Source organism: Parachlamydia sp., from assembly GCF_050255895.1.
Classification (GTDB): Bacteria; Chlamydiota; Chlamydiia; order Chlamydiales; family Parachlamydiaceae; genus Parachlamydia; species Parachlamydia acanthamoebae.
In genome coordinates this window covers 18,064-43,374 of sequence record NZ_JBFWIR010000021.1, presented here as the reverse complement: position 1 = coordinate 43,374, position 25,311 = coordinate 18,064, and the positions used below count along the sequence as shown (strand labels likewise).

The 25,311-nt window shown below is 39.5% G+C and carries 18 protein-coding genes, 1 tRNA gene and 2 pseudogenes; 14 read left to right on the top strand and 7 right to left on the bottom strand.

All coding sequences use genetic code 11. From position 1 onward, the window contains the following. The 9 genes and pseudogenes from AB7E63_RS05225 to AB7E63_RS05185 form a co-directional block, all read left to right on the top strand. Positions 1–233: pseudogene (locus AB7E63_RS05225) on the top strand (hypothetical protein); the annotation flags it as partial. A 311-nt stretch (positions 234–544) separates the two neighbouring features. Next, entirely contained in the window at positions 545–2,077 is a 1,533-nt protein-coding gene (locus tag AB7E63_RS05220) for a hypothetical protein (protein WP_036746109.1), read from the top strand. 95 nt (positions 2,078–2,172) lie between these two features. Continuing rightward, positions 2,173–2,929: pseudogene (locus AB7E63_RS05215) on the top strand (IS5 family transposase). 296 nt (positions 2,930–3,225) lie between these two features. Beyond that, positions 3,226–4,608 carry an NAD-dependent succinate-semialdehyde dehydrogenase gene (locus AB7E63_RS05210; RefSeq protein WP_006340956.1) on the top strand — a complete coding sequence of 461 codons (1,383 nt, stop codon included), beginning with the start codon at positions 3,226–3,228 and terminating at the stop codon, positions 4,606–4,608. Positions 4,609–4,618: 10 nt separating this feature from the next. Beyond that, the gene (locus AB7E63_RS05205; protein ID WP_006340955.1) at positions 4,619–4,909 is read left to right on the top strand and encodes a putative quinol monooxygenase; all 291 of its coding nucleotides are present in this window, start codon (positions 4,619–4,621) and stop codon (positions 4,907–4,909) included. After that, the gene (locus tag AB7E63_RS05200; protein WP_013924840.1) at positions 4,906–5,463 is read left to right on the top strand and encodes a PPC domain-containing DNA-binding protein; all 558 of its coding nucleotides are present in this window, start codon (positions 4,906–4,908) and stop codon (positions 5,461–5,463) included. Before AB7E63_RS05205 ends, AB7E63_RS05200 begins: the two co-directional genes overlap by 4 nt. Before the next feature lie 92 nt (positions 5,464–5,555). Then, a complete protein-coding gene (locus AB7E63_RS05195; protein WP_006340953.1) occupies positions 5,556–5,822 on the top strand; it encodes a hypothetical protein in 267 nt (88 codons plus the stop codon). 27 nt (positions 5,823–5,849) lie between these two features. After that, on the top strand, positions 5,850–6,644 hold the full coding sequence (locus AB7E63_RS05190) for an SDR family NAD(P)-dependent oxidoreductase (protein ID WP_173362540.1): 795 nt from the start codon (positions 5,850–5,852) through the stop codon (positions 6,642–6,644). 16 nt (positions 6,645–6,660) lie between these two features. After that, complete coding sequence (locus tag AB7E63_RS05185) at positions 6,661–7,794, top strand: L-dopachrome tautomerase-related protein (protein ID WP_006340951.1); 1,134 nt, start codon at positions 6,661–6,663, stop codon at positions 7,792–7,794. On the opposite strand, the gene AB7E63_RS05180 is transcribed toward AB7E63_RS05185, so the two are convergent. The 7 genes from AB7E63_RS05180 to yidC all read right to left on the bottom strand — a co-directional run bounded on the left by AB7E63_RS05180 (position 7,791) and on the right by yidC (position 15,776). Beyond that, the gene (locus tag AB7E63_RS05180) at positions 7,791–8,378 is read right to left on the bottom strand and encodes an iron-sulfur cluster assembly accessory protein (RefSeq protein ID WP_006340950.1); all 588 of its coding nucleotides are present in this window, start codon (positions 8,376–8,378) and stop codon (positions 7,791–7,793) included. The genes AB7E63_RS05185 and AB7E63_RS05180 overlap by 4 nt on opposite strands. Before the next feature lie 31 nt (positions 8,379–8,409). Then, positions 8,410–8,682 (bottom strand): 2Fe-2S iron-sulfur cluster-binding protein, encoded by a 273-nt coding sequence (locus AB7E63_RS05175; protein WP_006340949.1) that lies wholly within the window; start codon positions 8,680–8,682, stop codon positions 8,410–8,412. An 87-nt stretch (positions 8,683–8,769) separates the two neighbouring features. Next, the gene (gene lgt, locus AB7E63_RS05170) at positions 8,770–9,894 is read right to left on the bottom strand and encodes a prolipoprotein diacylglyceryl transferase (protein ID WP_428418894.1); all 1,125 of its coding nucleotides are present in this window, start codon (positions 9,892–9,894) and stop codon (positions 8,770–8,772) included. 66 nt (positions 9,895–9,960) lie between these two features. Next, a tRNA-Pro gene (locus tag AB7E63_RS05165) sits at positions 9,961–10,035 on the bottom strand. A 257-nt stretch (positions 10,036–10,292) separates the two neighbouring features. Further along, complete coding sequence (ahcY, locus tag AB7E63_RS05160; RefSeq protein WP_006340946.1) at positions 10,293–11,621, bottom strand: adenosylhomocysteinase; 1,329 nt, start codon at positions 11,619–11,621, stop codon at positions 10,293–10,295. An 8-nt stretch (positions 11,622–11,629) separates the two neighbouring features. Next, the gene (locus tag AB7E63_RS05155) at positions 11,630–13,024 is read right to left on the bottom strand and encodes a DnaA ATPase domain-containing protein (protein ID WP_006340945.1); all 1,395 of its coding nucleotides are present in this window, start codon (positions 13,022–13,024) and stop codon (positions 11,630–11,632) included. Positions 13,025–13,253: 229 nt separating this feature from the next. Next, positions 13,254–15,776: a membrane protein insertase YidC gene (gene yidC, locus AB7E63_RS05150; RefSeq protein ID WP_006340944.1), complete on the bottom strand. Its 2,523-nt coding sequence runs from the start codon at positions 15,774–15,776 to the stop codon at positions 13,254–13,256. Positions 15,777–15,991: 215 nt separating this feature from the next. On the opposite strand from yidC, the gene AB7E63_RS05145 reads away from it, so the two are divergent. From AB7E63_RS05145 to AB7E63_RS05125, 5 genes are all read left to right on the top strand, one after another. After that, positions 15,992–16,906 (top strand): tetratricopeptide repeat protein, encoded by a 915-nt coding sequence (locus AB7E63_RS05145; RefSeq protein ID WP_036746105.1) that lies wholly within the window; start codon positions 15,992–15,994, stop codon positions 16,904–16,906. Further along, positions 16,899–18,866, top strand: a complete 1,968-nt coding sequence (locus tag AB7E63_RS05140; RefSeq protein WP_006340942.1) for a bifunctional serine/threonine-protein kinase/formylglycine-generating enzyme family protein — start codon at positions 16,899–16,901, stop codon at positions 18,864–18,866. The genes AB7E63_RS05145 and AB7E63_RS05140 overlap by 8 nt, the downstream gene beginning before the upstream one ends. 18 nt (positions 18,867–18,884) lie before the next feature. Continuing rightward, a complete protein-coding gene (locus tag AB7E63_RS05135; RefSeq protein ID WP_013924847.1) occupies positions 18,885–19,361 on the top strand; it encodes a low molecular weight protein-tyrosine-phosphatase in 477 nt (158 codons plus the stop codon). 4 nt (positions 19,362–19,365) lie between these two features. Beyond that, positions 19,366–20,685, top strand: a complete 1,320-nt coding sequence (gene hemL, locus AB7E63_RS05130) for a glutamate-1-semialdehyde 2,1-aminomutase (RefSeq protein ID WP_006340940.1) — start codon at positions 19,366–19,368, stop codon at positions 20,683–20,685. A gap of 265 nt (positions 20,686–20,950) precedes the next feature. Further along, positions 20,951–25,144, top strand: coding sequence for a PEP/pyruvate-binding domain-containing protein (locus AB7E63_RS05125; protein ID WP_428418890.1), 4,194 nt, complete (start codon positions 20,951–20,953; stop codon positions 25,142–25,144). Positions 25,145–25,311: the final 167 nt, after the last annotated feature.

Below are 25,311 nucleotides of genomic sequence, written 5' to 3'. Positions count from 1 at the left end.
GCTTACGAAAAAGGGCAGAAATTGATAGTTCCGCAAGAGAAGGAGCAATGTTTAACGAAAAGGAAAAGCCATGGCAAAGGGCTAGGAATGATGCTATCTGTCAGATTATAGGATTAGGAAATGGTGAGGTGGCCATAAAGCTATGGAAGAAATTAGTCGGATATCACAAAAGATCGCTAGTGGAAACAGCATTTTCACGACTAAAAGGAATATTTGGGGGCGAAGCTATTTAGTAAAAGCATTGGAAATCAAGAATTTGAGTTGAAACTAAAGGCATGCATACTGAATGAAATGACAAAACAAGGGATGCCAAAAGGGATCATGACTTAAGAGAAGTAAAGATAATTTTGGGGTAAGACGAGCGAAAGCGAGACTTATCCTACAAGGCCCTAAAAGAGTGATTTTGCATGTGCAAGATTTAGAAATTCAGTAATTTATCGTTTAATCAAATTAGTGAACTAAAATTGTGTTGTATGAAATAAATTGAATTTAAATATTTGAAATTATAACCTTAAGTTTTTTTAAAATTAAATAGGTTCTTTTCATGTCAAATCACATTAGTTTATTAAGTAGTCCTCCGCCAATTGAAATGGATGATTGGGCAAAAAACAAAATTATTAAAACGGCTTATTTAAAAACAAATACAAACGAGTATGGCTTGCCAACGGAAGAAGCAAGTTTATTGGTTTACAATTTTGCACATGTTATTTTTAAAAATTTTTATTCGCAATTATATCAAAAACATCCACTCCCTCTAGACAAAGAAATTGTTGTGATGACCCAAGTTTTAACGGATGGGGTTGGAGATTACTATCATGCTCTTTCCACCTCTGAGGCAATAAAAAAAAGTTTTCCTAATCAGCAGGTGTTAATGATCCCCGTATTTTGTTCGGACAAGCAATTAGAAGGAATCTCTTTACCTACAAAATTTGATTGTTGTGTGGTAAAGTCAGGTGAATCCTGTCAAAAAGACGTGATAGAGAGAATAAAAAAATCTTTGTTCATTTTGGAAATTCCTTGGGAAGTTGATATCTTTCATTCTAGAGAGATTTCTAATGCAAAAGATGAAATGAAGTCAGAAAAAAGGTATGTTTTTGTAAACGAATATGGAAGTCGCCGAATTGGAATGGGATTAGACTATTACTACGATGGAATTTTTATTAAGGATATGCCTTCCAATAGCTCTTTGATAAATTTAAAGGATGATATTCTAAAAAGTTGTCTTTTTGAGAGAACAGCTCTTTCTGAAGGTGATGTTGAAAAATATTTTTATGAAAATGAATTGTTTTTTTCATATATCCATACAAATAAAAAAATCATGCGTTTATTTCTTTATTCGGCAACTTTCTCTCAATTTAATCAAAGTAAAAATATTGATATTTGTTCTTATCTCGATCCTTTGGATTCAGAAATTGACTATCAATTTTTGAAAGAGCAAGGCATTGCGGGGGTTGAATTTATTTCCAAAGAAGGAAATAAATTGGTCTCTGTCAAAAAAAAGCTTGCAGAACAAGGAAAATTTTTACGCCTGATTAATCTCTTTCCCGTGCCACAAAAAGATGTACATGCACTAATGGTTAATAGTCACATGATGATAGGGTGTACGGGCGATCAATCTTTCACAGAAGCCGTGTCTTTTAATAAGCTTCCGTTTTACGAGATGAGAACATTTAAGCAAATGTTCTTCATGCATTATCGTCGTATTACGCAATATGAATTAGATCCGGAAGAAAAAGAATTTAAAAAATACTTAGATCAAATTTTTAAAACTGTAAATATTAATAATTATTCTGAAGAAAAAATTAAAAAACGAGCAATTAAAATTGGAAGATTGGTTAATACGCGAGCTCTTTTTGAAGAAGCACAAAAAATGAATCTGATTATTCAAAAAAGATTTTCTTTTCATGATAATTTAAAAGGAATCATTGCACAACAAATATTTAGAGATAAATTTCCTGAATTTTCCAGGTTTGAAAATAAAATCATCAGCCTCATTGCACGACATAAAATTGTTAATTTCCAAGAAATCTGGGATCTTTTGAATCAAAAAGCACAAGAATTGCTTCATTTAGAATAAGATTTTCTTATTTTTTATTAGAGCGTGTCATCAATTAAGTGATTGATTAAATCATGTAGATATCGAATAAACTAAACGATTCCAAGGAGTTGTTTATGAAGCGATATGCATTGAGAGATGATCAATGGCAACAGATCAAAGATCTGTTGCCTGGGCGTGAGGGTTATATTGGGTATACTGCTAAAGATAATCGATTGTTTGTTGAAGCTGGGCTCTACCGTATCGAGCAGGTATACCCTAGAGAGACTTGTCAGAGAGATTTGGGGGATTGGAAAAATATCCACCGAAGATGGAGCAGGTGGGGCTAAGAGCGGTGTTTGGGAAAAATATTCAAATATTTAGCCGCTGATGCTGATAATGAATACGGGATGATCGATTCTACAATTGTACGAGCGTATCAACGCCAGTGCAATAAAAAAAGCAACGCGAAGACCAAGCCACAGGAAAGAGCAAAGGAGGGTTAAGCACCAAAATTCATGCTACAACAGATGCTTTAGGTAATCCGACCAGTTTGCTTTAACTCCAGGACAATCTCATGATCTAGATGGGGCTGATCTACTACTACTACCTAAAATCCAGGCTGAAATTGTTATTGCTGATAAAGCATTTGACGTCGAAGACAGAGTAATTCTTCCATTGAGGAAAGCTTGTAAAGGCATCGTAATTCCATCAAAGAATAATGCTAAAGAATCGAGAGATTATGATAAACATCTCTATAAGTCTAGGCATCTTATTGAGAATTTTTTTGCCAAGTTAAAACAATATCGAGGGATCGTTACTCGTTATGATAAAACTGTTCGAAACTTTTTATTTGCCATTTATTTAGCAGCTTCTGTGATATGGCTTAATTGACGACACACCCCAGTCAGGAAATTGAACGAATTCCTGACCAATCATTTCTTCTCATATCTTTTTAGGGGATCTTACTTCCATTCCATACCCCAAATCGAAAGCCATTTCTTAAAATTAGACTTGAATATTCATAAGTTAATGACTTTATTTATCTAAGGATTCTAAATCCCTAAAAAAGAGAAATATTATTTAAAAAATAATTTACATGAGCTACACACAATAGTAAGTTTATATAATTAAGAAAATCGCCTGTCGTGCGCTTTCTTTTCTTCCTAATAACTTATTTGGAGTTAGATATGGCCATTCAAACAGTTAATCCTTTCAATAACGAGGTTATAAAAACATTTAAAGAAATGACACCTCAAGAAATAGAAAAAGCTGTCACAAAAGCGCATGAAGCTTTTAAAAGCTGGAAAAAAACGCCTTTCTCAACGCGTTCGAAAGTTCTGCATGAAGCAGCCGCAAAAATGCGTAGCCAAAAAGAAGAGCTTGCCCAAATCATTACGCTTGAAATGGGAAAATTGATCAGTGATGCAAGAGCAGAAGTGGATCTCAGCGCGAATATTTTGGATTACTATGCGGACAATGCGGAAAAATTTTTAAAACGGCAAAAAGTAGATGTAGAGACTGGTGAAGCCTATGTTGTTTTTGATCCGATCGGGGTTGTTTTTGGTATCGAGCCATGGAATTTTCCTTTTTATCAAGTGGCACGTATTGCGGCACCTAATATCATGGCTGGGAATACAGTTCTCATCAAACATGCTTCAAATGTTCCACAATGTGGAATCGCTTTAGAAAGACTTTTCAAAGAGGGTGGAGCTCCAGAGGGTGTCTATACAAATCTTTTAATTTCATCCAAAGCTGTTGCTCAAGTAATTGAAAATCCCAAAATAGCGGGAGTTTCATTAACAGGAAGTGAGGGGGCTGGAGCGCATGTAGCTGAAACTGCTGGAAAATCCTTAAAAAAATCAGTGCTCGAATTAGGGGGGAATGATCCTTTCATCGTTTTGGATGATGCCAATATTGAAAAAACGTTAGATTCTGCGATTTGGGCGAAGATGAATAACACAGGCCAATGCTGTATCGCTGCTAAACGGTATATTTTGATGGATTCTATTGCAGATGAATTTATTAAAAAATTTAGTGAGAAATTAGCCAAATTAAAACCGGGAGATCCTTCTAAAGACAAGACAACCCTTGGGCCTCTGTCGAGTGAAGGTGCTGCAGTTCTGTTGCAGAAGCAGATAGACGAAACAATTAAAAAAGGTGCTAAAGCGTTGGTGGGTGGAAAGCGACCAGATATCAAGGGTGCATTTGTAACCCCTACGGTTCTGGTTGATGTTAAGCCTGGGATGCCAGCTTATAGCGAAGAGCTTTTTGGGCCTGTTGCCACCATCTTCCGCGTCAAAACAGAAGAAGAAGCCATCCATTTAGCTAACGATACGGTTTTTGGCTTAGGTGCCTCTGTTTTTAGTGATAATCTAGAAAGAGCTGAAAAAGTAGCTAAGCAAATTGATAGTGGGATGGTCTTTATCAATCACCCCACGTGGACAGAGCCTGATCTTCCTTTTGGAGGAACGAAAAAGTCAGGTTATGGACGGGAGCTATCTGAAGTTGGGATCTTTGAGTTTGTCAACAAAAAGCTGATTCGGATCAGTGATTATAACGACCCATTTTAGGGAGGATGGCATGTTAACTGTCATTGCAAAAATAACAGCGAAATCTGGTAAAGTCGCCGAATTAAAAAAGGTTTTGATTTCAGTGCGAGTTCCAACCTTAGAAGAAGCGGGTTGCAAGAATTATGATCTTTATCAAAGTCATGAAGACCCAAACATTTTCTTTTTTTATGAAAATTGGGAAAGCAAAGAGGCTTTAGATAAACATCTGAAGAGTCCACATCTGTCTGCGTTTAAAACGCAGACAGATCCTTTACTTGTAAAACCGATCGAAATGCATTTATTGCATGAGGTGACAGAATGAAAAGAGCGATATGCCTGTTAATCTGTTCGTTATTTACCCTACAAATTTTTGCAGCGGAGGACTATATGGAGGTTTCAAAAGCGGTTCCACATGGCCAAGCTCAAGGAGTTAAAGTCAAGCTGCTCAGTGATTCAAATGGCGTAAAAAACTATGTGCTGATTTTTGCTGAAGATGATGAAGTTTTGACGGGGATTGCAGATTTTGCTAATAAGCATCAAGTGAAATCCGCCCATTTTACAGCGATTGGAGCGCTGAAGAAAGCGACGACAGGCTGGTATGACGTTGTCAAAAAAATGTATAAGCTCCATTACATCAACGAGCAAGTAGAGCTTATTTCATTGATTGGAGACATCGCACTACAAAATGGAAAGCCCATTGTACATGCACATTTTGCTGTTGGATATCCCGATGGTAAAGTAGAGGGTGGTCATTTGATTGAAGCCTACACATTTCCAACGGTAGAAATGTTTATAACGGTTGAACCCGCATCTTTATATAAGGATCCTGATCCAAAAACGGGTCTAAATTTAATTAATCCCGATTCTAAAGAGTGAATGGACAAGTTGGTGAGGAAATTTAGATTTATTGACTTTTGAGAACTTTTTAGTATAACTTTCGTAAGGATTATGATTTCTACGGAGGATATATGTTTAAAAAAGTGTTTTTCTTTTTGACTCTTTGCACTACTGCGACTGGCTTATGTGCACAGGAAAAGCAGCGTTCTCAACCGGGGCGATATCAAATAAGCACGGTTTATAATCCTGAATGGGGCACTGAAGTTTTTCTTGTGGATACAGAAACTGGGTCTGTTTGGAAGAATTGGCGGAGCAAAAGAAAATTTATGAGTTCTGATTATGGTGAATGGAAAGAATTACCTCCTTTATTTCCTAGTGAGGAAGAAGTGGAAGATTAAAATCTAGATGATAGAGAGTGAGTGATTGTGGATTTTCAACTGAAAAATAAGAAGGCTTTAATCACCGGAGCTACTGGTGGAATTGGTTTAGCGTCTGCGCAGCAACTTTTGCAGGAAGGGGCTTTTGTTTATGTTAATGGAAGAACCAAAGAGCACGTAGATAAAACTGTGGAATCTCTTAAAAAAGCAGTGCCTCATGCAAAAGTACAGGGTGTTATTGCTGATTTTTCCAAAATTGACGAAGTCAATCATTTGATTGAAGAAGTCCCATCAGTCGACATTTTGATCAATAATGTAGGTATTTATGGTCCCAAGCCATTTGCTGAAATTACGGATGAGGATTGGTTCAAATATTATGAAGTGAATGTATTAAGTGGAGTGCGTTTGTCACGCCATTACTTTCCTCAAATGCTTAAAAACAATTGGGGACGAATTATTTTTCTTTCCAGCGAATCTGCCATTCAAATTCCAAAAGACATGATTCATTACGGGATGACTAAAACGGCCTTATTAGCAATTAGTCGAGGTCTAGCTGAACTGACAAAAGGTACTGGTGTAACTGTTAATGCTATTTTGCCTGGTCCGACAGAATCGGAAGGAAACAAAAGAAGTGTCGACGAAATCGCCAAAGAAAGACATATTTCTCGTGAAGAAGCGATTCAGTTTTTTTTCAGAGAAGTGAGACCCACTTCTCTTCTACAACATTTTGCACATAGTGATGAAGTCGCTAATCTCATCACCTACGTGGCAAGTCCCCTTTCTTCGGCCACAAATGGGGCGGCTTTACGAGTGGATGGGGGCGTAGTTCTTTCGGCATTTTAAATGAAGGGATGAAAGAATGGCAAAATGGATTATTTTGTTGATGGGAATTGTCATGCTTACAACCGTACAAGCATTACCTCTTTTTGGAGAGATTGAAGTTATCGCAGAAATCACCAAGCCTGATTTTTCGGGGATTGTGGTTACTGCAGATGAGCGCATCTTTTTAGGATTTCCCCAACATGCTGAAGCGCATGTTGGGCCAACCTTAGCTGAGTACCGGGATGGAAAACTGATTCCTTTCCCCAATGCCGAGTGGGCACTGCCTTCGAATGCTTTACCAGAAAATCATTTTGTTTCACCGCATGGGATGACTTTAGATTCTTTGGGGAGATTATGGGTGCTTGATGATGGAAAAATTGCAGGCCAACCGATCCAACCGGGAGCCCCAAAAGTGGTGGGAATCGATTTAAAAACGGGTGAAATTTTTGCAAAAAAAATCATTACATCACCGGCTATGAAATCTGATAGTCATCTAAATGACTTACGTGTGGATTTAACGCACGGAAAAGAGGGAATGGTTTACATTGCCAATTCTTCCTTTGGAACATCCCCTGATTTAGTTGTTGTTGATATCGCAAGCGGAAAGAGCCGTGGCGTGTTAGGAAATCATATTTCGACGCAAAATGAAAAAGGGTATATGGCTTTTCTGGAGGGGATTCCCCACGTTTATGATCCAAAGAATCCGACGTTTCCTGTAGGAGGGGCAGATGGAATTGCCCTTCGCAAAGATGGAAAAACACTTTATTGGACAACGTTGGTTGGACGACGTTTATACAGTATTCCAACGGATATCTTAGCTAACATGGAAGCAACCGAAGAAGAATTAGCTGCGGCAGTAAAAGATGAAGGGGAAAGACCTGCTACGGATGGAATAGCAATCGATGATGAAAATAACATCTATTTTGGAGCTTACGAACAACAGTCTATCGTCAAAAGAAAACCCGATGGACAATACGAACTTGTCGCTCATGATGAACGTTTTGGATGGCCTGATGATTTGTTTTTAACAAAAGATTATTTATATGTGACTTTGGGGCAATGGAATCGACTTCCTGCTTTTAACAACGGAAAAGATTTGCGTAAGCCGCCCTATTTGGTTGTTCGAATAAAAATTAAAGGGCAGTCACTTGTACTGCCCAAGAATGATTAGTAGCCGTGGGAATGGCCACATCCACAGGAAGATTTAACGTGTGGATTTGAAACTTTAAAGCCTGAACTATGTAATCCATCGACGTAATCAATGAGAGAACCTAATAAGTGATCAGCGATGTAATCGTCTACGTGGATTTCAACTCCACAGGAAACAAAGACACGATCGGCTGGAAGAGCTTTTTCTGAATAATCAAGAATGTACTCAAATCCGTTGCAGCCGCCAAATTTTTCAGCAAAGCGAATTCCCCACCCTTCTTTACCTTCTTCTGCGAGAATGCTTTTGTATTTTTCCGCTGCGCGAGGCGTTAGCGTGATCGATGTTGCATCGGATTCTTCTTCTTCGAGAAGGGCATTTAATCTTTGGACTAAACGTTCAATGTCTGCTTCATTCATGCGGTGACTGAGCATTCCGGCTTCTAGTGTTTCCCAAACAGCTGCATGGCATCCAACACAATTTAAACCCGCATTGGTGATTTCTTGTGAAAGACGTTGAGCCTTATGAGGGAAAAGAGAGAGAATGTCTTTAATCGTCATGTTTTTATGAATCACGACTTTTTCTGTTGTTTCTTTTGACTCTGACATGATTGATCCTTAAGTTTTATGAATTTAAGATTTAGAACGAAATACGGACACATCCACCTTTGATTTTGCATTGGCAGGCAAGTCTTTCATCGACTGTTCCTTCACCTAGAAAATCTTTTTCTTCTTGTGTAGGATCGGTAAGATTTTCTTTACCTTCTTTTACCACAATAACACAAGTTCCACATACACCTTCTGTGCAAGCAAAAGGGACGCCGGCTTCTTCGCATGCTTCGGCGATCGCGGAGCCATTTTCAAGTTCGACTTCTTCGTCGTTATGGTCAAATATTAACTTTGATTTTGACATGTTTTAAACTCCAATACTAAAAGGACCAAAATGTCAAAATATAACGAACAAAAAATTAAAAAACAACAAAAATGACAACTGGCTCTATTAAGACATTTGTAATTGTTTTCGATTCCGACAAGAATAAAAGATCAAAATCAAACCGAGTATAACAAAAGGGATGCTTAAATATTGTCCTGTTTGTAAAAAGGATTCATCCAACATATGGCTCATGGGGAGTTTAAAAAACTCGAGGAAAAAACGAGCGGAAAAAGTGAGGGCGAAAAAGATTCCAACTAAAGCCCCTTCTCTCATTTTTTTGCCTTCAAATCTCCATAAACAATATAAAATGGTAAAGATCGCTAAATAGGAAAATGCTTCATACAGTTGTACGGGATGGCGAGGGATGCCAGGTTGTCCATAGACTGGATGACCAAAAACGACAGCCCAAGAGACTGTTGTATACGTGCCAATAATTTCCTGGTTAAAGAAGTTTCCTATCCGGATCCAAAAAGCGCCTAATGAGGCGGGAATGCATAGACAGTCGAGAATGGTCAAGATGGAGAATTCAGGGAAATTTTTTTTGATGGAACGATGAAAAAGAAAAATGGCGATTAAAATGCCGATGACTCCTCCATGGCTTGCCAATCCTCCTTCCCAAATTTTGATCATATCGAGCGGATGCTCTCGGTAGTGGGGCCAATCATAAAAAAAGATTTCGCCCAATCTAGCTCCCACTAATGTGCCCACAGTCACAAACCAAGTGATTCGATCGGCTAATGAGACACAAAGTTGTTTAAGGGGAATGATCGTTTGAGGGAATAAGGTTTCTAAATCTATTCTTGAACGTGACCCTTTTAGTTCATTTAGGGTTTGCAAGAGAGTGGCTTTAAGAGAGGAATCAGGCTCTTGCATAAACTGCAGTTGAGAGAGTTGTTTTTTTGCTTCAGGACTAAGTTTGAGGTGCAAAGAACGGATCCAAGGATCAGGACTATTTTGTGCAACTTTGAAATCTTTTACTAAGAGAGGCCAGTCTTGAATATCTCTTTCTAACAAATTTCTTGTTTCGAGAAGTTTACGCTTAAAAATAGGGAGAATAATGAAGTAGCCCAGGATAAAGCCTAAAACGAAACAAGCTCCATACCAGCCAAGTGGTCGGTCAACAATCGGAAGACGAAAGATTTCTCTAGAGGGATCCCAATAAAACCACCCCAAGGATATGATTCCGTGCATTGAATATTTCCAATGTTAAGAAGTGGATAGATAAAAAAAACGAGCCTTAAAAAAGGCTCGTAAAGATCGGAGTAGAGGGATTTGAACCCCCGACCTACTGCTCCCAAAGCAGCCGCGCTAGCCAAACTGCGCTATACTCCGTAGCAATAAAATGTAACTATAGCAAAGAGTCATTTTTTCCCAAAGCAGAAAATTCATACAAAATGAAAAAAAATAAAAAGTTGACGGTTAGCTTCTTAAGAAAAAGTTTTTTTCTCTCTCAAGAATAGGTATAGAAGTGATCATTTCTACAATGAAAATTTCTGCTTATGCGTCAAAACATGCGAAATGGCTGAGTTTTTTTGCTTGATTTCCACGATGTTCTTAGCAAAAATAAAACAAATAATTTTATTGGTTTATCAGTAGCGATAGAGCTCAGGCTTGAATGGTCCTTTAAGATTGATTCCGAGATAGTTAGCCTGCTGAGGAGTGAGATTTGTGAGATGGACTCCGAGTTGATCGAGGTGCAATCGGGCAACTTTTTCATCTAAAATTTTTGGGAGGCAGTAAATACCGATTGGATAGTCTGAATTCCATAACTCAATTTGCGCAAGTACTTGATTTGAAAAGGAGTTAGACATCACAAAAGAGGGATGGCCTGTTGCACATCCTAGGTTAACGAGCCTGCCTTCTGCGAGTAAAATCAAGCTTTTTCCTGTGGAGTCCCATGTGTAACGGGAAACTTGCGGTTTAATTTCATCTTTTCGAATGTTTGGATTGTTTTCTAGCCAGGCGACGTCAATTTCAATATCAAAATGTCCAATGTTACAGATGATGGCTTGATGCTTCATCTGCTCCATGTGTTGTCCTGTGATGACATTGCAACAGCCTGTGGCTGTGATAAAGATGTCTCCAGCGGGAGCTACTTCTTCCATCGTAAGGACCCGAAAGCCTTCCATTGCAGCTTGATAGGCACAGATGGGATCAACTTCACAAATCACAACGCGGGCACCAAAGGCTGCCATGGATTTTGCACATCCTTTTCCAACATCTCCGTAGCCTGCAATGACCACCGTTTTTCCGGCAATCATTACATCGGTTGCGCGTTTGATGCCATCAATTAAGGATTCTCTGCATCCATATAAATTATCAAACTTAGATTTAGTGACTGAATCATTCACATTGATGGCAGGCATACCCAATGTTTTATCTAAAAGACGTTTTTGCAGTTTACGCACGCCGGTCGTTGTTTCTTCCGAGAGTCCTTTAATGGAGGGGAGCAATTCAGGTGTTCTATCGTGGACATAATCGGTTAAGTCGCCTCCATCATCAATGATCATATTGAGAGGTTTATCGCCAAAAAAAAGCGTTTTAGAGATACACCAAAGATATTCTTCTTCTGTCATTCCTTTCCAGGCAAAAACAGGCACTCCAGCTTGGGCAACGGCTGCTGCGGCATGATCTTCTGTAGAAAAAATATTGCATGAAGACCATCTAACCTGTGCACCAAGTGTGCGGAGCGTTTTAATTAAAACAGCGGTTTCAATGGTCATGTGGAGGCAACCGGCTATGCGAGCTCCTTCAAGAGGTTGTGAAGAGGTGTATTCTTTGCGTAAAGCCATTAAGCCCGGCATTTCTCGTTCAGCCAGTTCGATTTCTTTATTTCCCCATTCTGCGAGCTTTTGTGCTCGCTTGCTTTCAATATTAAGCCCTCCCACAATCCTGTAATCAGTCGTTTGGGAAGTCATTGGGGTCCTTAAACTTTAAGTTTTTTGAGAATCGCGGAAACCGATCCAGACAAATCTGGTTTGTCTTGTTCGATTCCTTTATGAATCAGTTTGACGCTAGACATAACCGTGGAGTGATCGCGAGTGAAAAGGTCTCCAATTTTCATATAGGGGATTTTGAGTTGATTACGGCATAAGTACATGGCGATTTGGCGTGGAAGAGCACAATCGCGACTTTGTGCTTTGCCCAAAATATCTTCAGTGCGGATGCCATAAAATTCAGCGACAGCTTGCACAATCTTATGAGGTGTAAGAGCGGTTTGTTCTTCTTCTTTTATTAAATCAGCCAAATACTGTTTGACTTGCATAATTGAGGGATTAGGATTTGTTGTGATGCTGGTTCCTTTTAAATTGAGATGGGAACGTAGAATCAATGCTTCTAAAGCTTTGACTAGTGCTTTAGTGCTACTTGTAAATGTTTCAAGTAGGTATTGGGAAACTTTAGGATTGAGTAGATAGTTAAATGCGCGTGCTTTGCGTGAAAGCATTTCCTGCTTTTCCTGGATGTTTAGGGATTCAAGAGGGAGGACAATTCCCCATTCAAAGCGACTGACAAGGCGTGGCTCTATGAGTTGTAAGTCTCCCGGCAAGCAATGTGAACTAAGCACAATTTGTTTTCCAGAAAGGTGAAGGGTATTAAAAGTATGGAATAACTCTTCTTGAGTGGCTCCTTTTCGAGAGAAAACATGGACGTCATCGATCAAGAGAACATCTATATTTCGATAGGCTTGTCGGAAAGTACTCATTTCGCCTGCGCGAATAGCGCCAACGACGTGTTCTGTAAATGTTTCAGCGCGTGTATAGATCGCGGATAATCCTTGCTTTCTTAAGGCATCAGCAGTTGCCATTAATAAATGTGTTTTACCTGTCCCTTCTTTTCCATAGAGATAGATTGGATTAAAAGCTGCTAAATCAGAAGTGGGAGGAATGAACGTTTTAGAAACAGAATCAAAGCCTGTGATTTTGCAAAGCAGTTTATGAGCTAGAAGGTTACTTTCTGAAATGACAAATTGATCAAATGTACAGTAAGGATCGACCTGGTCAAAACTGAGGTGAAATTTTGGTGGCGCCGTTTCGGCTTGACCCTCTCGTTCTTTTTCTTTCTTTCCTTTTGAAGCTTTCGGTCGCTCAGAAGCCGCAGCAATGTGAATCTTGATGCGTTTATTGTTGTTATTAAACAGGCGTGAGCTTGCTTTTTGACGCATATGCTCTTCAAACCAAATAACTTGAAAATAATCTTTGGCTTGCAGGTAGAGGTTACAAGCGTCGTAACGGACAATTTTGAGTGAGCGCAGCCATTTATGGACTGTTTCGACCCCTATTTCAGCTTCTTGAAGTGTTAGAAATTCATCCCACGCACGCATGTCAAACAAACTATGAAAATTTTCAAAAATATTATCGTCACTACTAATCTAAAACTAGTGCAATGGTATAATAAGAGGCAAGAATAAAGTTTTTTTTTATTTCTCCAGGGTGAATTTTGGGCCCTAGCTTGAAAATTTTAACTTGTCATTTTTGTCCGCTGTGTCCATCCAAAACCGTAAAATCTGGTCTGGGCTTTGGGGTTATTTTCCCCAAAACCCAGCCACAAGATTATTTTTTGGTTTCTTTTCCCTTTGCCGGAGCGGCTAAAATTTTGGCCGTCTCTTTTTTCATTTTTTTACCCATCCACCATTGTTGGAGCATTCCCAGTAACATGGAAGATAACCAATAAATATTTAGTCCGGAAGGAAATTGATAGAACATCACCGTAAAGACGACTGCCATCATATTTCCCATCACTCTTTGTTGTCTTTCTTGCTCAGTCATCTGATTTGCATCTTTTGGAGCTGCAGACATGAATCTTTGCTGCAACCACATGACCACTCCGAGAAGAATAGGGAGCAAATGGAATTGATTTCCAATAAAGGGAAGGGGCGTTTGCCAGCTAAAGAGAACGTCCGGTGCTGTCAAGTTGTCAATCCATCCAGGAATAAAAGAGGCGCCTCTCAATTCAAAGGTAGACTTGAGCAAATCGAACATCCCAATCAAAAAGGGCATTTGAATCAAGAGGGGAAGGCATCCTGACACAGGATTCACTCCACGCTCTTTATAAAGATTCATGATCTCAAGTTGCGCTTTTTTAGGATCTTTTTTGTGACGTTCCTGAATCGCCTTCACTTCTGGGGCAATCTGCTGCATCCGTAGCATAGACTTCGTTGACCACGCATTTAATGGATAAAGCATGACACGTAAAGCAACCGTGAGCAAGATGATAGAAAAGGCCCATGAACCAGTGACAGAATGGAAAAATTGCATCAAGATAAATAAAAACTTGGCAAAAGGTTCTGAAATAAAGGAAAACCATCCATGGAAGCTTTGACAAGCGATATAGTCAGGATTATAGCCTGTCTCAGGATTAGAAAAAGTGGCATCGACAGTTTTCAAGACATTGCTTGCAAAAGGACCTGCAAACATACGGAAAGTGGCTGTTCCGCCGCTACTTTTTAGAGGGAGCAAGGTCACATATCCAGGAAGGTCCTGTGCTTTAAATCGATCTGTTTTCTGTCCAAGAATGGTTAAACGAGAAGGAACTTCAACTCCTGAAACATGATCGACACGCAAGCCCGGATCAATTTCGGTTAGAGGATCCAAAATGGTTCCCAAAAATCCATTTGAATTACAAATCCAGTCTGGAAAGATGGAGGTCACCGTGATTGCATCACTCGGAGGCGAAATAGAAACAACTTCAGATTTGCCTTTTCGTGTAATACGGTATTTTAAAGCTGGCGCTGGCGATCCTGAGATAATCTCAACTTCAGGGACTCCAGAGCCCACCCATAATCCGCGACTATCGCCCTCAATTTTGATGGTTGCGTTGAACACATAAGGGGCATTTTTTTCATTTTCCTCAAGTGTATAAGTTTTTGTTATACGGCGGAAATTTTGATTTGCCTCGAATACAATGCTTTTGCTGTCAAAATGCTTAACGGTATAGACCAAATTTGAGATTTCTGGATATTCGGAAATCAGGTTAAAAGCGTAGTAGACAGGGGCTACGCGGGTGGCCTTTTGGTTTTCGGAAGGAAGTACATCTCTTCTTAGTAATGGATAAAATCCACCCAATTGACCTTGTGTATGGTATTGGAAATTTTGCGGATCTTTTCCTTCAGCAGGTGTAAAATAAGGGTGTGCCGGGAAATGTGCATTGTTCGGATGATGGGCGACCATCTCGCGATCAAATTCGATTTCTTTGACAACGCTTTGAGGGTTTTGTTTACTTTGCAGGGGTAGGTTAATCTCGGCTAGGGCACCACCATAATTGGAGAAAACTAATTGCTGGTAGGGTGTTTCTAAGACATAGAATAATTCTTCTTGAGTTGTCTGTTGCTGCGATTGTTGCTGTGGGGAAACGATTTGTGTAGGCAAACCAGAAACATCGCTTAGATAAATGAGTCCCGGAATATTTTTACGATAGAGTGCGATTGGATAGGTTTTGTCGTCTTTCTTAAATAAGACGATTGCTGTGCTCATCGGTGATGGTGTCGACTGGTAATGTGCATCTAGCTGCTGCTTGAGCTTTGTTAGCTCTTCACGTGGCAATGAAAAATGCCCATCTGTGTAATTGCCTAATTGCACTAGATAAGGAGGTGTGCTCTGTGTCGCTAGTGGTGAGACGAGTTGCAAATCATAGGTTCCAAATTCAGGCAAACGAGGAATGGCTAAAGGATGTTCATTCGTTTCTTGATAAACAAGCAAGCCTTCTTCGCCATCTTGTCTAAATGTCAGATGAAACTTTTTAGGGATTTCAGATGTGGTTGAACTTGCATAAATTTCAGCAGGAGCGGAATCTGCATTCCAAGCTAGAGCTAAAATCGATTGATCATAGAGCAAACCATGGCTCAAAAATTCTTTTTGATTTGCGTCATGAAAGAACGAAACAACAGGCAATTCGGCCGTTGAATTTTGATGTTTTTGAAGCAAGGCTTCTAAATTAGCCACTTTTTCTTGTTTTTTTGCTGTTTGTTGTTGATGCCAGATTCGAACAGATTCATCATTTTGCTGCTGAAAATACTGGTTTACAAACAAAAGAATAAGTGTAAATGAAAAAACTAAAAGGAGTGTGCGTTTATCCATGTTGTCCTAAGCTGCGCAGATCAAAGAGGTAACAGCAGTATCTTAGCTGTTGCAAGCAACTTTTGATCTCATACACTGTTAATAAAGTTTGAAAAAGACTTGAGTTTATCATAAGCTTCCGAAACCGGTAAAGAAAAAACTCGGAGATTAGCCAAATGGTAGTTAAAAATCTTTTTAGTTTAATTCATTTATAATGAACATTCTAGGGTCAAATTATGCATCGTTTTCGTTTACCTGTAGTTTTATGTGCATTTTCTTGTATGTGCTTTTTTGAAAAAGGTTTTAGTCAAAGTGACATAGAATCAGCAATTTGTGAAAAAAATTATAAAAAAGCCATTTTGCTATATCAAGATCTTCTTGAAAAAAGTTCTTCAGAAAAAAGACTCGATATTTTAAGAGATTTGGCGATTGCTTATTGGAAGGATCAAGAAGCAGAGAAAGCTTTTAAAGTATTTCTTGACGGAGTTGAGTTGAGACCTGTCCAGGCAATGTTGACAGAAATGCATGTAGATGAAAAGGTCGTTTATGAACAGGCTCTATCTGATTACCTCAATTTGCAAGAAACTCCCCAAAAAATTGCAGTTAAAATTTTGGAAAAATATGAGCCCATTTTAACGCAACATCCTGACTACCACCATCTGGGTTATTTAGTTGCGGCAGCTTATGCCAATCAAGGAAATTTCGAACGTTTTTTTTGTGTTTTCTTGAGTTCTTATTGTGCTGATCCTTCCCATTTCATGGCTTATAAAACCAAAGCTTTGCTGCACATTAAGCTTTTTGAACGCGCGAGAACGACAGAAGAGCATAAGATTCAGCGTAAACAAATTTTAGAACAATTGCGATTAGCCACAGAGGCTTATCCCCAAGATCATACCATTTACAAAATGCTTTTGCTTTTCACTCCAGAAAGTGAACTTCCGCAAATGCTAGACAGGTACTTGAATAAAATAATCGATATAAATATGATCATCCCCCGAATGGATATTGCCTTTTACATGCAGCACATTTTAGCAACGGGACAAGTCGAACTCGGAAACAGATTTCTAGATAAAGCGAGTGAGTGGTATACGCAAAGCAAGGTAATTGATGAATTTCGAAAACGGCTCAAAAGTTGGAATCATAATGACTGATACAAAAATCCTCGGGGACTATAAAATTATTAAAAGCATTGGACAAGGTGCCTTAGGCTTTGTCTATCTTGCTGAGCATCGCTTTATGAAACGGCAGTTCGCTTTAAAAGTATTGCCTGAGGAGTTGTCTCAAGAACGTTCATTTGTGCAGCGCTTCGAAGAAGAAGTCGGGCTTCTAGCTACTCTAGAACACGAAAATATTGTTAAAGTACACAATATTTCTTTTGCCCAAGGGCATCATTTTCTTGTTACAGATTGTGTTGTAGATGAACATGGGGAAACGACCAATCTTGCCCAATATATTCGGGCTCGCAATAAACAAATTAAAGAAGAAGAAATTTATCATATTTTAAGTCAAATTGCAGATGCGCTCGATTATGCACACAGCCGCAAAGGGGTCAGTGCCTGCATGGTGCACCGTGGATTGAAATTGAATAATATCTTGATCAGCAAAGGAAAAGCTGGGGTCAATATCCACTTATCTGATTTTGGCTTGTCAAAAATTATTGGTTCAGGCGCCATTTTAGCGCGTAGCTATAAAGTATTGGCTGAAGCATTAGGGATTGCATCTATCGGAGGTATAGCACAAGAAGGCTATCCTGTTCCTCCTCTTGATATTAAAAAACTCACCCCTTTGCATGCCTCCTTTTTGCAGAATTATTCCTTTTTAGCTCCTGAACAAAAACAATTAGACGAATGCAAAATCGGCGATGCAAAAGCGGATGTATATGCATTTGGTGTTATGTCCTACTTTTTAATCTGTGGTTGCTACCCGGAGGGCTTTTTTGAAATGCCGTCAACTTTGCAGCCCGGTTATCAGTACGATTGGGATACTCTTGTTAGTGAATGTCTGCAAGTTAATCCGGAGAAACGCCCATCAAGCTTGCTGAATTTACTTGAAAGTTGCAAGAGCGGCCGAAAGCAGCAGAAAAAAGTCGAATTTGATCCTTCTATTGGGCTTGTAGAGCCTGTAGAGCCTCTAACGACAGAAAAAGAAGAGCTGCATTTGCCAAAATCGCAAGAATGTGTGGAAATAGAAGAAGTCGTTGAACAACAAGTTGTAGAAGAGCTTCGAGAAGAATTTGTAGAAGAAGTTTTACCCAAAACCTTACGTCCTATTCTTAATGTGACTCAACTTGAGCGTCCTGAAACGGATTTGGATCCAGGGATTATTTTTCAGCTTGACACAACAGTTAAGCAGTATTTGCCTGAGAAAAAAGAGGTTAAAAATGTTCAACCCTTACTAACAGATATGGTGGGTATTCCAGGCGGTGTATTTGCGCGTGGAAGTGCTAGTGGAAATCGAGATGAGATGCCGCGTCACCAAGTCACGGTTGACAGTTTTGCTATTGATATCCATCCTGTCACAAATGAGCAGTTTACGCGCTTTTTGGAGGCAATGGGAGGCGAAAAAGATAATAATCATCACGATATCATCCGTTTACGTGATTCCCGCATTAAGCGGAGTGGTGGAAAAGTTCATATTGAATTTGGCTACAACAAACATCCTGTCGTGGGAGTAACTTGGTATGGGGCCCTAGCTTACGCAAAATGGGTCGGAAAGAGACTTCCGACAGAGGCTGAGTGGGAAGTTGCTGCATATGGTGGAGTAGACAATTATTTATTTCCTACCGGAGATGATATTGAGAAAACGCAGGCCAATTTTTTTAGCGCAGATACAACGGGTGTAATGAGCTATGCTCCCAATGGTTATGGGCTTTATGACATGGCTGGAAATGTTTATGAGTGGTGTCATGATTGGTATGGCTACAACTATTATGAAATTTCGGTTCAAGAGCCAGAGAATCCAAAAGGTCCCTTACAAGGTGTTTACCGTGTTTTAAGGGGAGGATGCTGGAAAAGTTTAAAAGAAGATCTGAGATGTTCACGTCGTCATCGTAATAATCCAGGCACTGTAAATGGAACGTATGGTTTTCGTTGCGCAGCTGATGCTCAATAATCGAAGGATTCTTCACTTATGATTTCAGTGCTCTATGTCTGTTTAGGAAATATTTGTCGCTCGCCCGCGGCTGAGGGGATTCTGCGTCATCTTGTGAAAAAGCAAGGAAAAGAGGAGCAGTTTCATATCGAAAGTTGTGGTGTGGGGGATTGGCACATTGGGCGTTTACCGGATGACAGAATGCGTGATTCTGCAAAAAATCGAGGGGTTGTGCTCTCCACTCGCGCTCAACTATTCAAGCGTGAATTTTTTGATCAATTCGATTACATTTTTGTTGCAGATCAGGAAATTTTGCATGTACTCTATCAACATGCTAAATCACCTGAACACAAAGCAAAAATTCATCTCATGACTGTTTATAGTAAATGCTATCCAAATGAAGAAGTGCCAGATCCCTATTATCGGGGAGGTGGAGATTTTGAAACAGTCTTGGATATTTTAGAAGACTCTTGCGAAGGGTTTTTAGATTATTTAAACAAACATCACAAAGCTTAAGAATATGATTTGCCGAACAAAACCTCAAGCAGAAAGACCTGCTTCTCAATTAACATATAGTCATTTATGTTCCGTTATTCCTGCGGGGGTCAATTCTCCAATCCGAGCCTGTAAAGGGCTGGATCATCTGCCGTTAGTCGTTGAAAGTGCGGAAAACGATCTCATTCAAGATGTAGATGGAAACAAATTCATTGATTATTGTGGTTCTTGGGGAGCTCTTATTCATGGCCACGCACATCCGAAGATCCTTGCTGCAGTGCAGAAAAGACTGGAAAAAGGAACGACTTTTGGTGTCACGAGTGCTATAGAGGGGCAGTTAGCTTCAAAAGTGGTGCAATGGATCGATTCTGTAGAGAAAATTCGCTTTGTTTCATCAGGAACAGAAGCGACGATGAGTGCTGTCCGCTTAGCTCGAGGCTATACGGGGCGTAATTATATCATTAAATTCAATGGAAATTATCATGGTCATGCTGATTTCTTTCTCGTTAAAGCTGGGTCGTGTGTTGCTGAATTATCTGCCTCTTCATCAGCTGGTATTCCTGCCGAAGTTGTGAAACACGTGATCTCTTTGCCTTTTAATGATGGAGAAGCTGTAAAAAAAGTTTTCGCGGAGTTAGGAGATCAAATCGCCGCTGTGATTTTAGAACCTATTGCTGGCAATATAGGGGTCGTTCCGGCTCAGCCTGAATTTATGGAGCTTCTGCGTCAGGAGACATTAGAAGCTGGAGCTCTCTTAATATTTGATGAGGTGATCACGGGGTTTCGCCTAGGATTGCGTGGGGCGCAAGGGATGTATTCTATTAAGCCCGATTTGACTTGTTTTGGAAAAATCATTGGAGGGGGATTCCCTGCTGCCGCTTTTGGTGGCAGAAAAGAAATTATGGATTTCTTAGCTCCTCTCGGACCTGTTTTCCAAGCTGGAACACTTTCAGGTAACCCCATCGCGATGGAGGCAGGACTGCAAACGCTCGTCTTGGCTGAACAACCCGGTTTTTATGAAAAGCTGGAAGCCAAAACACAGGTGATTGTGCAACCGGTTCAAGAATTTATCCTTCAAAATGAGCTGCCGGCTTGCATTCAGCAGGTGGGATCAATGTTTACGCTCTTTTTCGGTCGGCGTAGAGTGATGAATCAAGAAGAGGCTCAGCAGCTAGATCTTCCCCGTTTTGCGCGATTTTTCCGTTTTATGTTTGCTCAGGGGATTTATGTTCCTCCCTCGCAGCATGAGGCGTGGTTTGTGTCGAATGCACATGAGCAGGAGCATCTTGAAACAACACGTGATGCGATCCTGGCTTTTCTAAATACAGAGTTCAATTCTTTATAGTTATTTTCTGTAGGAGTCGCATAGGGCTTTGGTTTTGTGAGGGTCCTATGCAAAAGAAAAAAATGTGAGCGACAATTGGTTTTGCCTTTTTAAGGGCTTAAATAAATTTTTGTTGTTCACTTTCCTTATGAAAATAAACCTATCAAGTTTGTTCACCTTGCTACTAATTAAATAGTACATCTAATTTTATGATACTTGTCTTTTATGGGAATTTTTATTAAAATTAGTTCATTTTCTGACAACTAATTTATAGAAGGTATAAGAAATGAGTGTTAATTTCTTTGATAGTATTTATTATCCACGTCATCGAAATTTAACATGGTCAGAATTTTTTTTAGAGAAAGCAGATAGTTATTTTGCCTTGCCTTGGACAAGAAAAATGTGCGTCCTTCCCTCTTGTACTCAAGGAGGGGCCCAAGGTGTGATGTTAAAAAGCTATCCCACTTCTAAGATAAAAACCATTCTAAAAGTTGCCTCGTTATTTACTATCATTGTTCCTCTCGTAATGCTTCCCATTAAGCTGGCAACTCGCCATACTCATCGCTTTTACTTGATTGATTCAGATGTTGCTGCGACTCAGATCCAGAAGAATATTCGTGGATGGATAGCGAAAAAGTCTTTCGACCGCAAGAGGAAGGCTGCCATTTGTATTCAAAAGATCTATCGAGGGCATAGAGAGAAACAAATTTTTCAAAAGAAAAAAGAAGCGGCTGTTGTAATCCAAAAAAACTGTCGCAGATATTTAGCAAAACAGGTTTTCGAAAAACAAAAAAAAGCTGCGAATATTATTCAGAGAAATTATCGCAGGCATAGGGCCCAACTTGTATTTCAACATCTTCGGCAAGAAAGAGACTATGAAAAGCTGTGTTCAGTGGTTTTTTCTTCAGGTCGTTGTGGTTCTAAACACGATAATCTTTTGCGGATCAGAAGCTCCTTATCAAGTGAAATAGCTTTAGTTCCTGCTTTCTTTGGATTTACGGATGAACAAATTAAGTCGTATTTTAGTCCAGAAACTTATCGGTTATGGGATCAGACAAAATCCGAAACAAATGAAAGCCGGCAGGGAGAATTGCTTCGATCAGTAGAGAAAAATGTGAAAGAAGATATCTTATCCGTGGATTTTTTGAAGCTTACGCCGGAACAAAAAACAGCTCTCAATGGACTCAAGGGAAAAACTCTTATTGTACGTAGCTCCTCGAATGAAGATGGTCGTATTGTGAATGCGGGAGGGAATAAAACGGTGGGGGGAATCCTAAACACAGAGAGATTGTTGAAACAAGCATTGGCTGAGGTGGTTGCTTCTTATTTTGGATATCGCTCTTTCAAAAACCGATCCCCTTTTGAGAATCCATTTGCCCACATGCCTCTTTGTAGCGTGCTGGTCATGGAACAAGTGACAGAAGATGATCATCCCTTAGTGAGCGGAGTTATGATGACGCATAAGCCGAACTGGAGTTCTGATCAAGAGGGAAGGATTGCGCAGATAAGTGCTTCTTGGGGTTTTGGAGAAGGGGTTGTTTCTACACAAAAAGGAATTGCGGCGGATGAGTGGATTATTACTGAGATGGGGATTTATGAAACAATTCGGAGAAAAACGCACAGATTGGTGGTTTTACCCGGTGGTTCAACCAAAGAAGTGGTGAATGACTCATCTCTTCAAGAAAAGAGAGTTTTAGAAGAAAGGCACTTAGAGAAACTTCAAATTGTAGCCAACCGTTTAGAGGAAACCTTTGGTTGTCATCTGGACATTGAATTTGTGATTCGAGAGGATGTGATTTACATTGTTCAAGCAAGGCCTATTCAAGTCCCTGAGATGAAGGATCCTACATTCTTGGATCCAGAAACCATCCCACAAAACGGAATAAAATTTTATGGTAAAGCCGTGGTTTCTGGAGAAAACCGGCTCATGTCTGTCTCTGGTAAAAGTCTACTCTTCGCTTCAAATTTAGATGAAGCAGATGAGAAGTTTAGCTCAAAGCATCAAGCTGTGATTATTTATGAAACCCCAAAGGTCAGTAATTCACATGCCGCAGTCAATTTTTCCAGCGCTCGCACTCCCATCCCTTGTATGGTTCTTTCTTATGAAGACTGGAAGAATTGTCGTAGTTTATGGAAGGATTTAGGGTGTTATAATCTGTGTCCACAGACAGGAGTTATTGTCTTTGCAGAGAGCTATATTCCTCCTAGAAGTGGGCTTATTATCCATTCTGCTTCTAATCCGATCAGTGTAGATCTTCAAAGCATGAGCATACAAGCTACTGTTCCAAATGAAAGTATTCAAGAGATCACACGGCTTCTGACCACAACTCCTGAAAGGCTAGCTGTAAATTTAGATGAGATTGATGAGAAAATAGCGCGCATTTTTGCCCACATATTGCATAGCAAAGTGCAAACAAGCGCAGTAAGAAAGGTTGCCATTTCTCTTCATGGCTCAGTAACACGCACTCTGAACATCATGCACAAGTGTCGAGAGTCAAAGGCGCCTTCTCATCTTTCTTTGCATGCGGGGATGCTCAAGCAAATGCTTGAACAAACTGCTAAAGGAATCGTAGGAGCCCATAGCCTAGCGGGAATCCAGGCCGCTACTTATCTTCCTCTCTTTATCAAAGTATTCATGGAGTCTCATGTGGAGAGTGAGATAATTTGCGATCTTGCAGCCTGTGGTCGAAATGCTTTTGATGAAAACCTTCAACGTAAATGGATTATCTTTTTACAAGATAACCTTCAGGCGCCTCCAGAAAAGCTAGAGAGATTATTACATATCGTTCAAGAATTAGGTGCTATTCATATGGACACTTTGTGGTTTGCTGTTTATTTTTCAGGTGAAACACCTTCTATTGATACTTTAATACAAGAGAGCAAAACGCGTGAATTTTTACTCTCTGTTTTGGAATTTGATGTTCGAGTTCAAAATTTAACTGATCAGTCCGAAAAAATCGGATCCAAAGAGAATCTTTATGATTCATGGACAGCATTACAAGCATTCAGTCAAGATTTTTTAAAATTTGTTTCAAAACATCACCAGCGAAGTTTTTTTCATAATCTCTATCTCTCAAAGATATTTGTCGATGTGATTCAGCTATGGGATTTAAATATTAAGATAGTCAGAAGTTTCCGCCTTCTTTCTGAAGAGGAAACAGACTCTTTATTTAAAGATCGCATTACTCAATTTGCTCTCTTTGGATTAGAGTGTCGAAAAAGTAGGTTGATTAATCAGAATTATGAAGAGGTGATGTTCGATATGGTAAGACCTATATCCAGAGCCTCTTCTTCTAAAAAAACTTTTTCGTTGGAGCATTGGCTTGTTCCTCTCAGTCCTGTTTATAGAGCGATTGAAAATGAGGATCAAAGGTTGACTGTGATTCATCAAAATTTATTACAGGCTGCTCAACCTGCCTTCTCTTCCACTCTCGCCACCTTATTACCTAGAACACTTAGGAGGGCATTACAACTTTTTGAGAAATATAATAAACCAGATCTTGTAAAGCGTTTTGCAGAAAACATAGGAACGTTTGTCGCTTTTTCTTCCGAAAAGGCATCTGTGCGTATTAATGTCCCCTTAAACTATCACAGTTTTGTGGCTACCATTTCCCAAAACAGAGGAAGCGACAGTTTGGAGGTGATTGCTTACTGGAGAGGATCAGATAATTGGCAAGGATCGCACAAAGATTTTTTACATCTCCTCTGTACCTTGACGGGGATTGGTTTTGAAGGTCACACAATTAAGGGTTCTGACCTCAAAGTGGTGTTTTCCGTTCACAATGAGGATCACATGAGGGTATTGTGCAAAGCAATTTTATCAGTCAATTGGATGTCATTGCACATCAAAAGTTATTTTCGCACATTGGTTCAGCTTATTTGTCCTAAAAAACTTAGTAACGAACCAAAGGAAATTCGCGATCAAATTAATCAAGAAACCGAGTATAAGATATTTGATGCAGTGTGGAGTGAGTTTTTAGTCACAAATGAGATGTCGTCTGTTATAAGAGAGAGGTTTCAAAATCCCTCCCCATCTGTCCGACAATATTTTACAGAAAGAGGGTTGCTTCCACAAATTCAGGCACAGGTTGTTGCTGAATTAAAAGCAGATAAGTCAGGAGTATTTGTTAAAAATTTTTTACGTTTTATGAAGAAAATAGCACCTCAAGAAATAAAAGAAGCAATTTGGTATAATTTAACCCATAGTCAAACCATTTGGCCATTTGAGATTCATAAGTCTTATCGAAAGGCATTTTTAATGCGCTTATTTACAGAATTTCCTTCTGAAGCTCTTGCTTACTGTAAGAAACATAAGTATTTTGTCGAGTATTTTGAGCCTGTTATTGAAGAAATGGTTTCTACAGGTTCTCCTAAATCGGCATATGAAGCAGAGTTAATTGCTTTGATTGCTAAAAAAATGCGCAACGCTCCGGATGCATGGAGAGAGGCCTTGAAGTGTTGGGAATTGGCGCAAGTATGATCTGAATTAAGACCTGGATATATCAGGATTAGGGAATGCCAAATTTTTTATTATTGTGCATACCAAAAAGTTTGGATCGGTGTTGCTATCAAGAGAGTGGATAGCTTAAGGTTTGAGTCCAGGTTCTCTCCATATTCTAAGATCTGATCAACAATCGTCGGCTAAAT

Coding starts and splice junctions, on each gene's coding strand:
- AB7E63_RS05220 (WP_036746109.1), top strand. CDS start 545: ATGTCAAATCACATTAGTTTATTAAGTAGTCCTCCGCCAATTGAAATG.
- AB7E63_RS05210 (WP_006340956.1), top strand. CDS start 3,226: ATGGCCATTCAAACAGTTAATCCTTTCAATAACGAGGTTATAAAAACA.
- AB7E63_RS05205 (WP_006340955.1), top strand. CDS start 4,619: ATGTTAACTGTCATTGCAAAAATAACAGCGAAATCTGGTAAAGTCGCC.
- AB7E63_RS05200 (WP_013924840.1), top strand. CDS start 4,906: ATGAAAAGAGCGATATGCCTGTTAATCTGTTCGTTATTTACCCTACAA.
- AB7E63_RS05195 (WP_006340953.1), top strand. CDS start 5,556: ATGTTTAAAAAAGTGTTTTTCTTTTTGACTCTTTGCACTACTGCGACT.
- AB7E63_RS05185 (WP_006340951.1), top strand. CDS start 6,661: ATGGCAAAATGGATTATTTTGTTGATGGGAATTGTCATGCTTACAACC.
- AB7E63_RS05180 (WP_006340950.1), bottom strand. CDS start 8,378: ATGTCAGAGTCAAAAGAAACAACAGAAAAAGTCGTGATTCATAAAAAC.
- AB7E63_RS05175 (WP_006340949.1), bottom strand. CDS start 8,682: ATGTCAAAATCAAAGTTAATATTTGACCATAACGACGAAGAAGTCGAA.
- lgt (WP_428418894.1), bottom strand. CDS start 9,894: ATGCACGGAATCATATCCTTGGGGTGGTTTTATTGGGATCCCTCTAGA.
- ahcY (WP_006340946.1), bottom strand. CDS start 11,621: ATGACTTCCCAAACGACTGATTACAGGATTGTGGGAGGGCTTAATATT.
- AB7E63_RS05155 (WP_006340945.1), bottom strand. CDS start 13,024: ATGCGTGCGTGGGATGAATTTCTAACACTTCAAGAAGCTGAAATAGGG.
- yidC (WP_006340944.1), bottom strand. CDS start 15,776: ATGGATAAACGCACACTCCTTTTAGTTTTTTCATTTACACTTATTCTT.
- AB7E63_RS05145 (WP_036746105.1), top strand. CDS start 15,992: ATGCATCGTTTTCGTTTACCTGTAGTTTTATGTGCATTTTCTTGTATG.
- AB7E63_RS05140 (WP_006340942.1), top strand. CDS start 16,899: ATGACTGATACAAAAATCCTCGGGGACTATAAAATTATTAAAAGCATT.
- AB7E63_RS05135 (WP_013924847.1), top strand. CDS start 18,885: ATGATTTCAGTGCTCTATGTCTGTTTAGGAAATATTTGTCGCTCGCCC.
- hemL (WP_006340940.1), top strand. CDS start 19,366: ATGATTTGCCGAACAAAACCTCAAGCAGAAAGACCTGCTTCTCAATTA.
- AB7E63_RS05125 (WP_428418890.1), top strand. CDS start 20,951: ATGAGTGTTAATTTCTTTGATAGTATTTATTATCCACGTCATCGAAAT.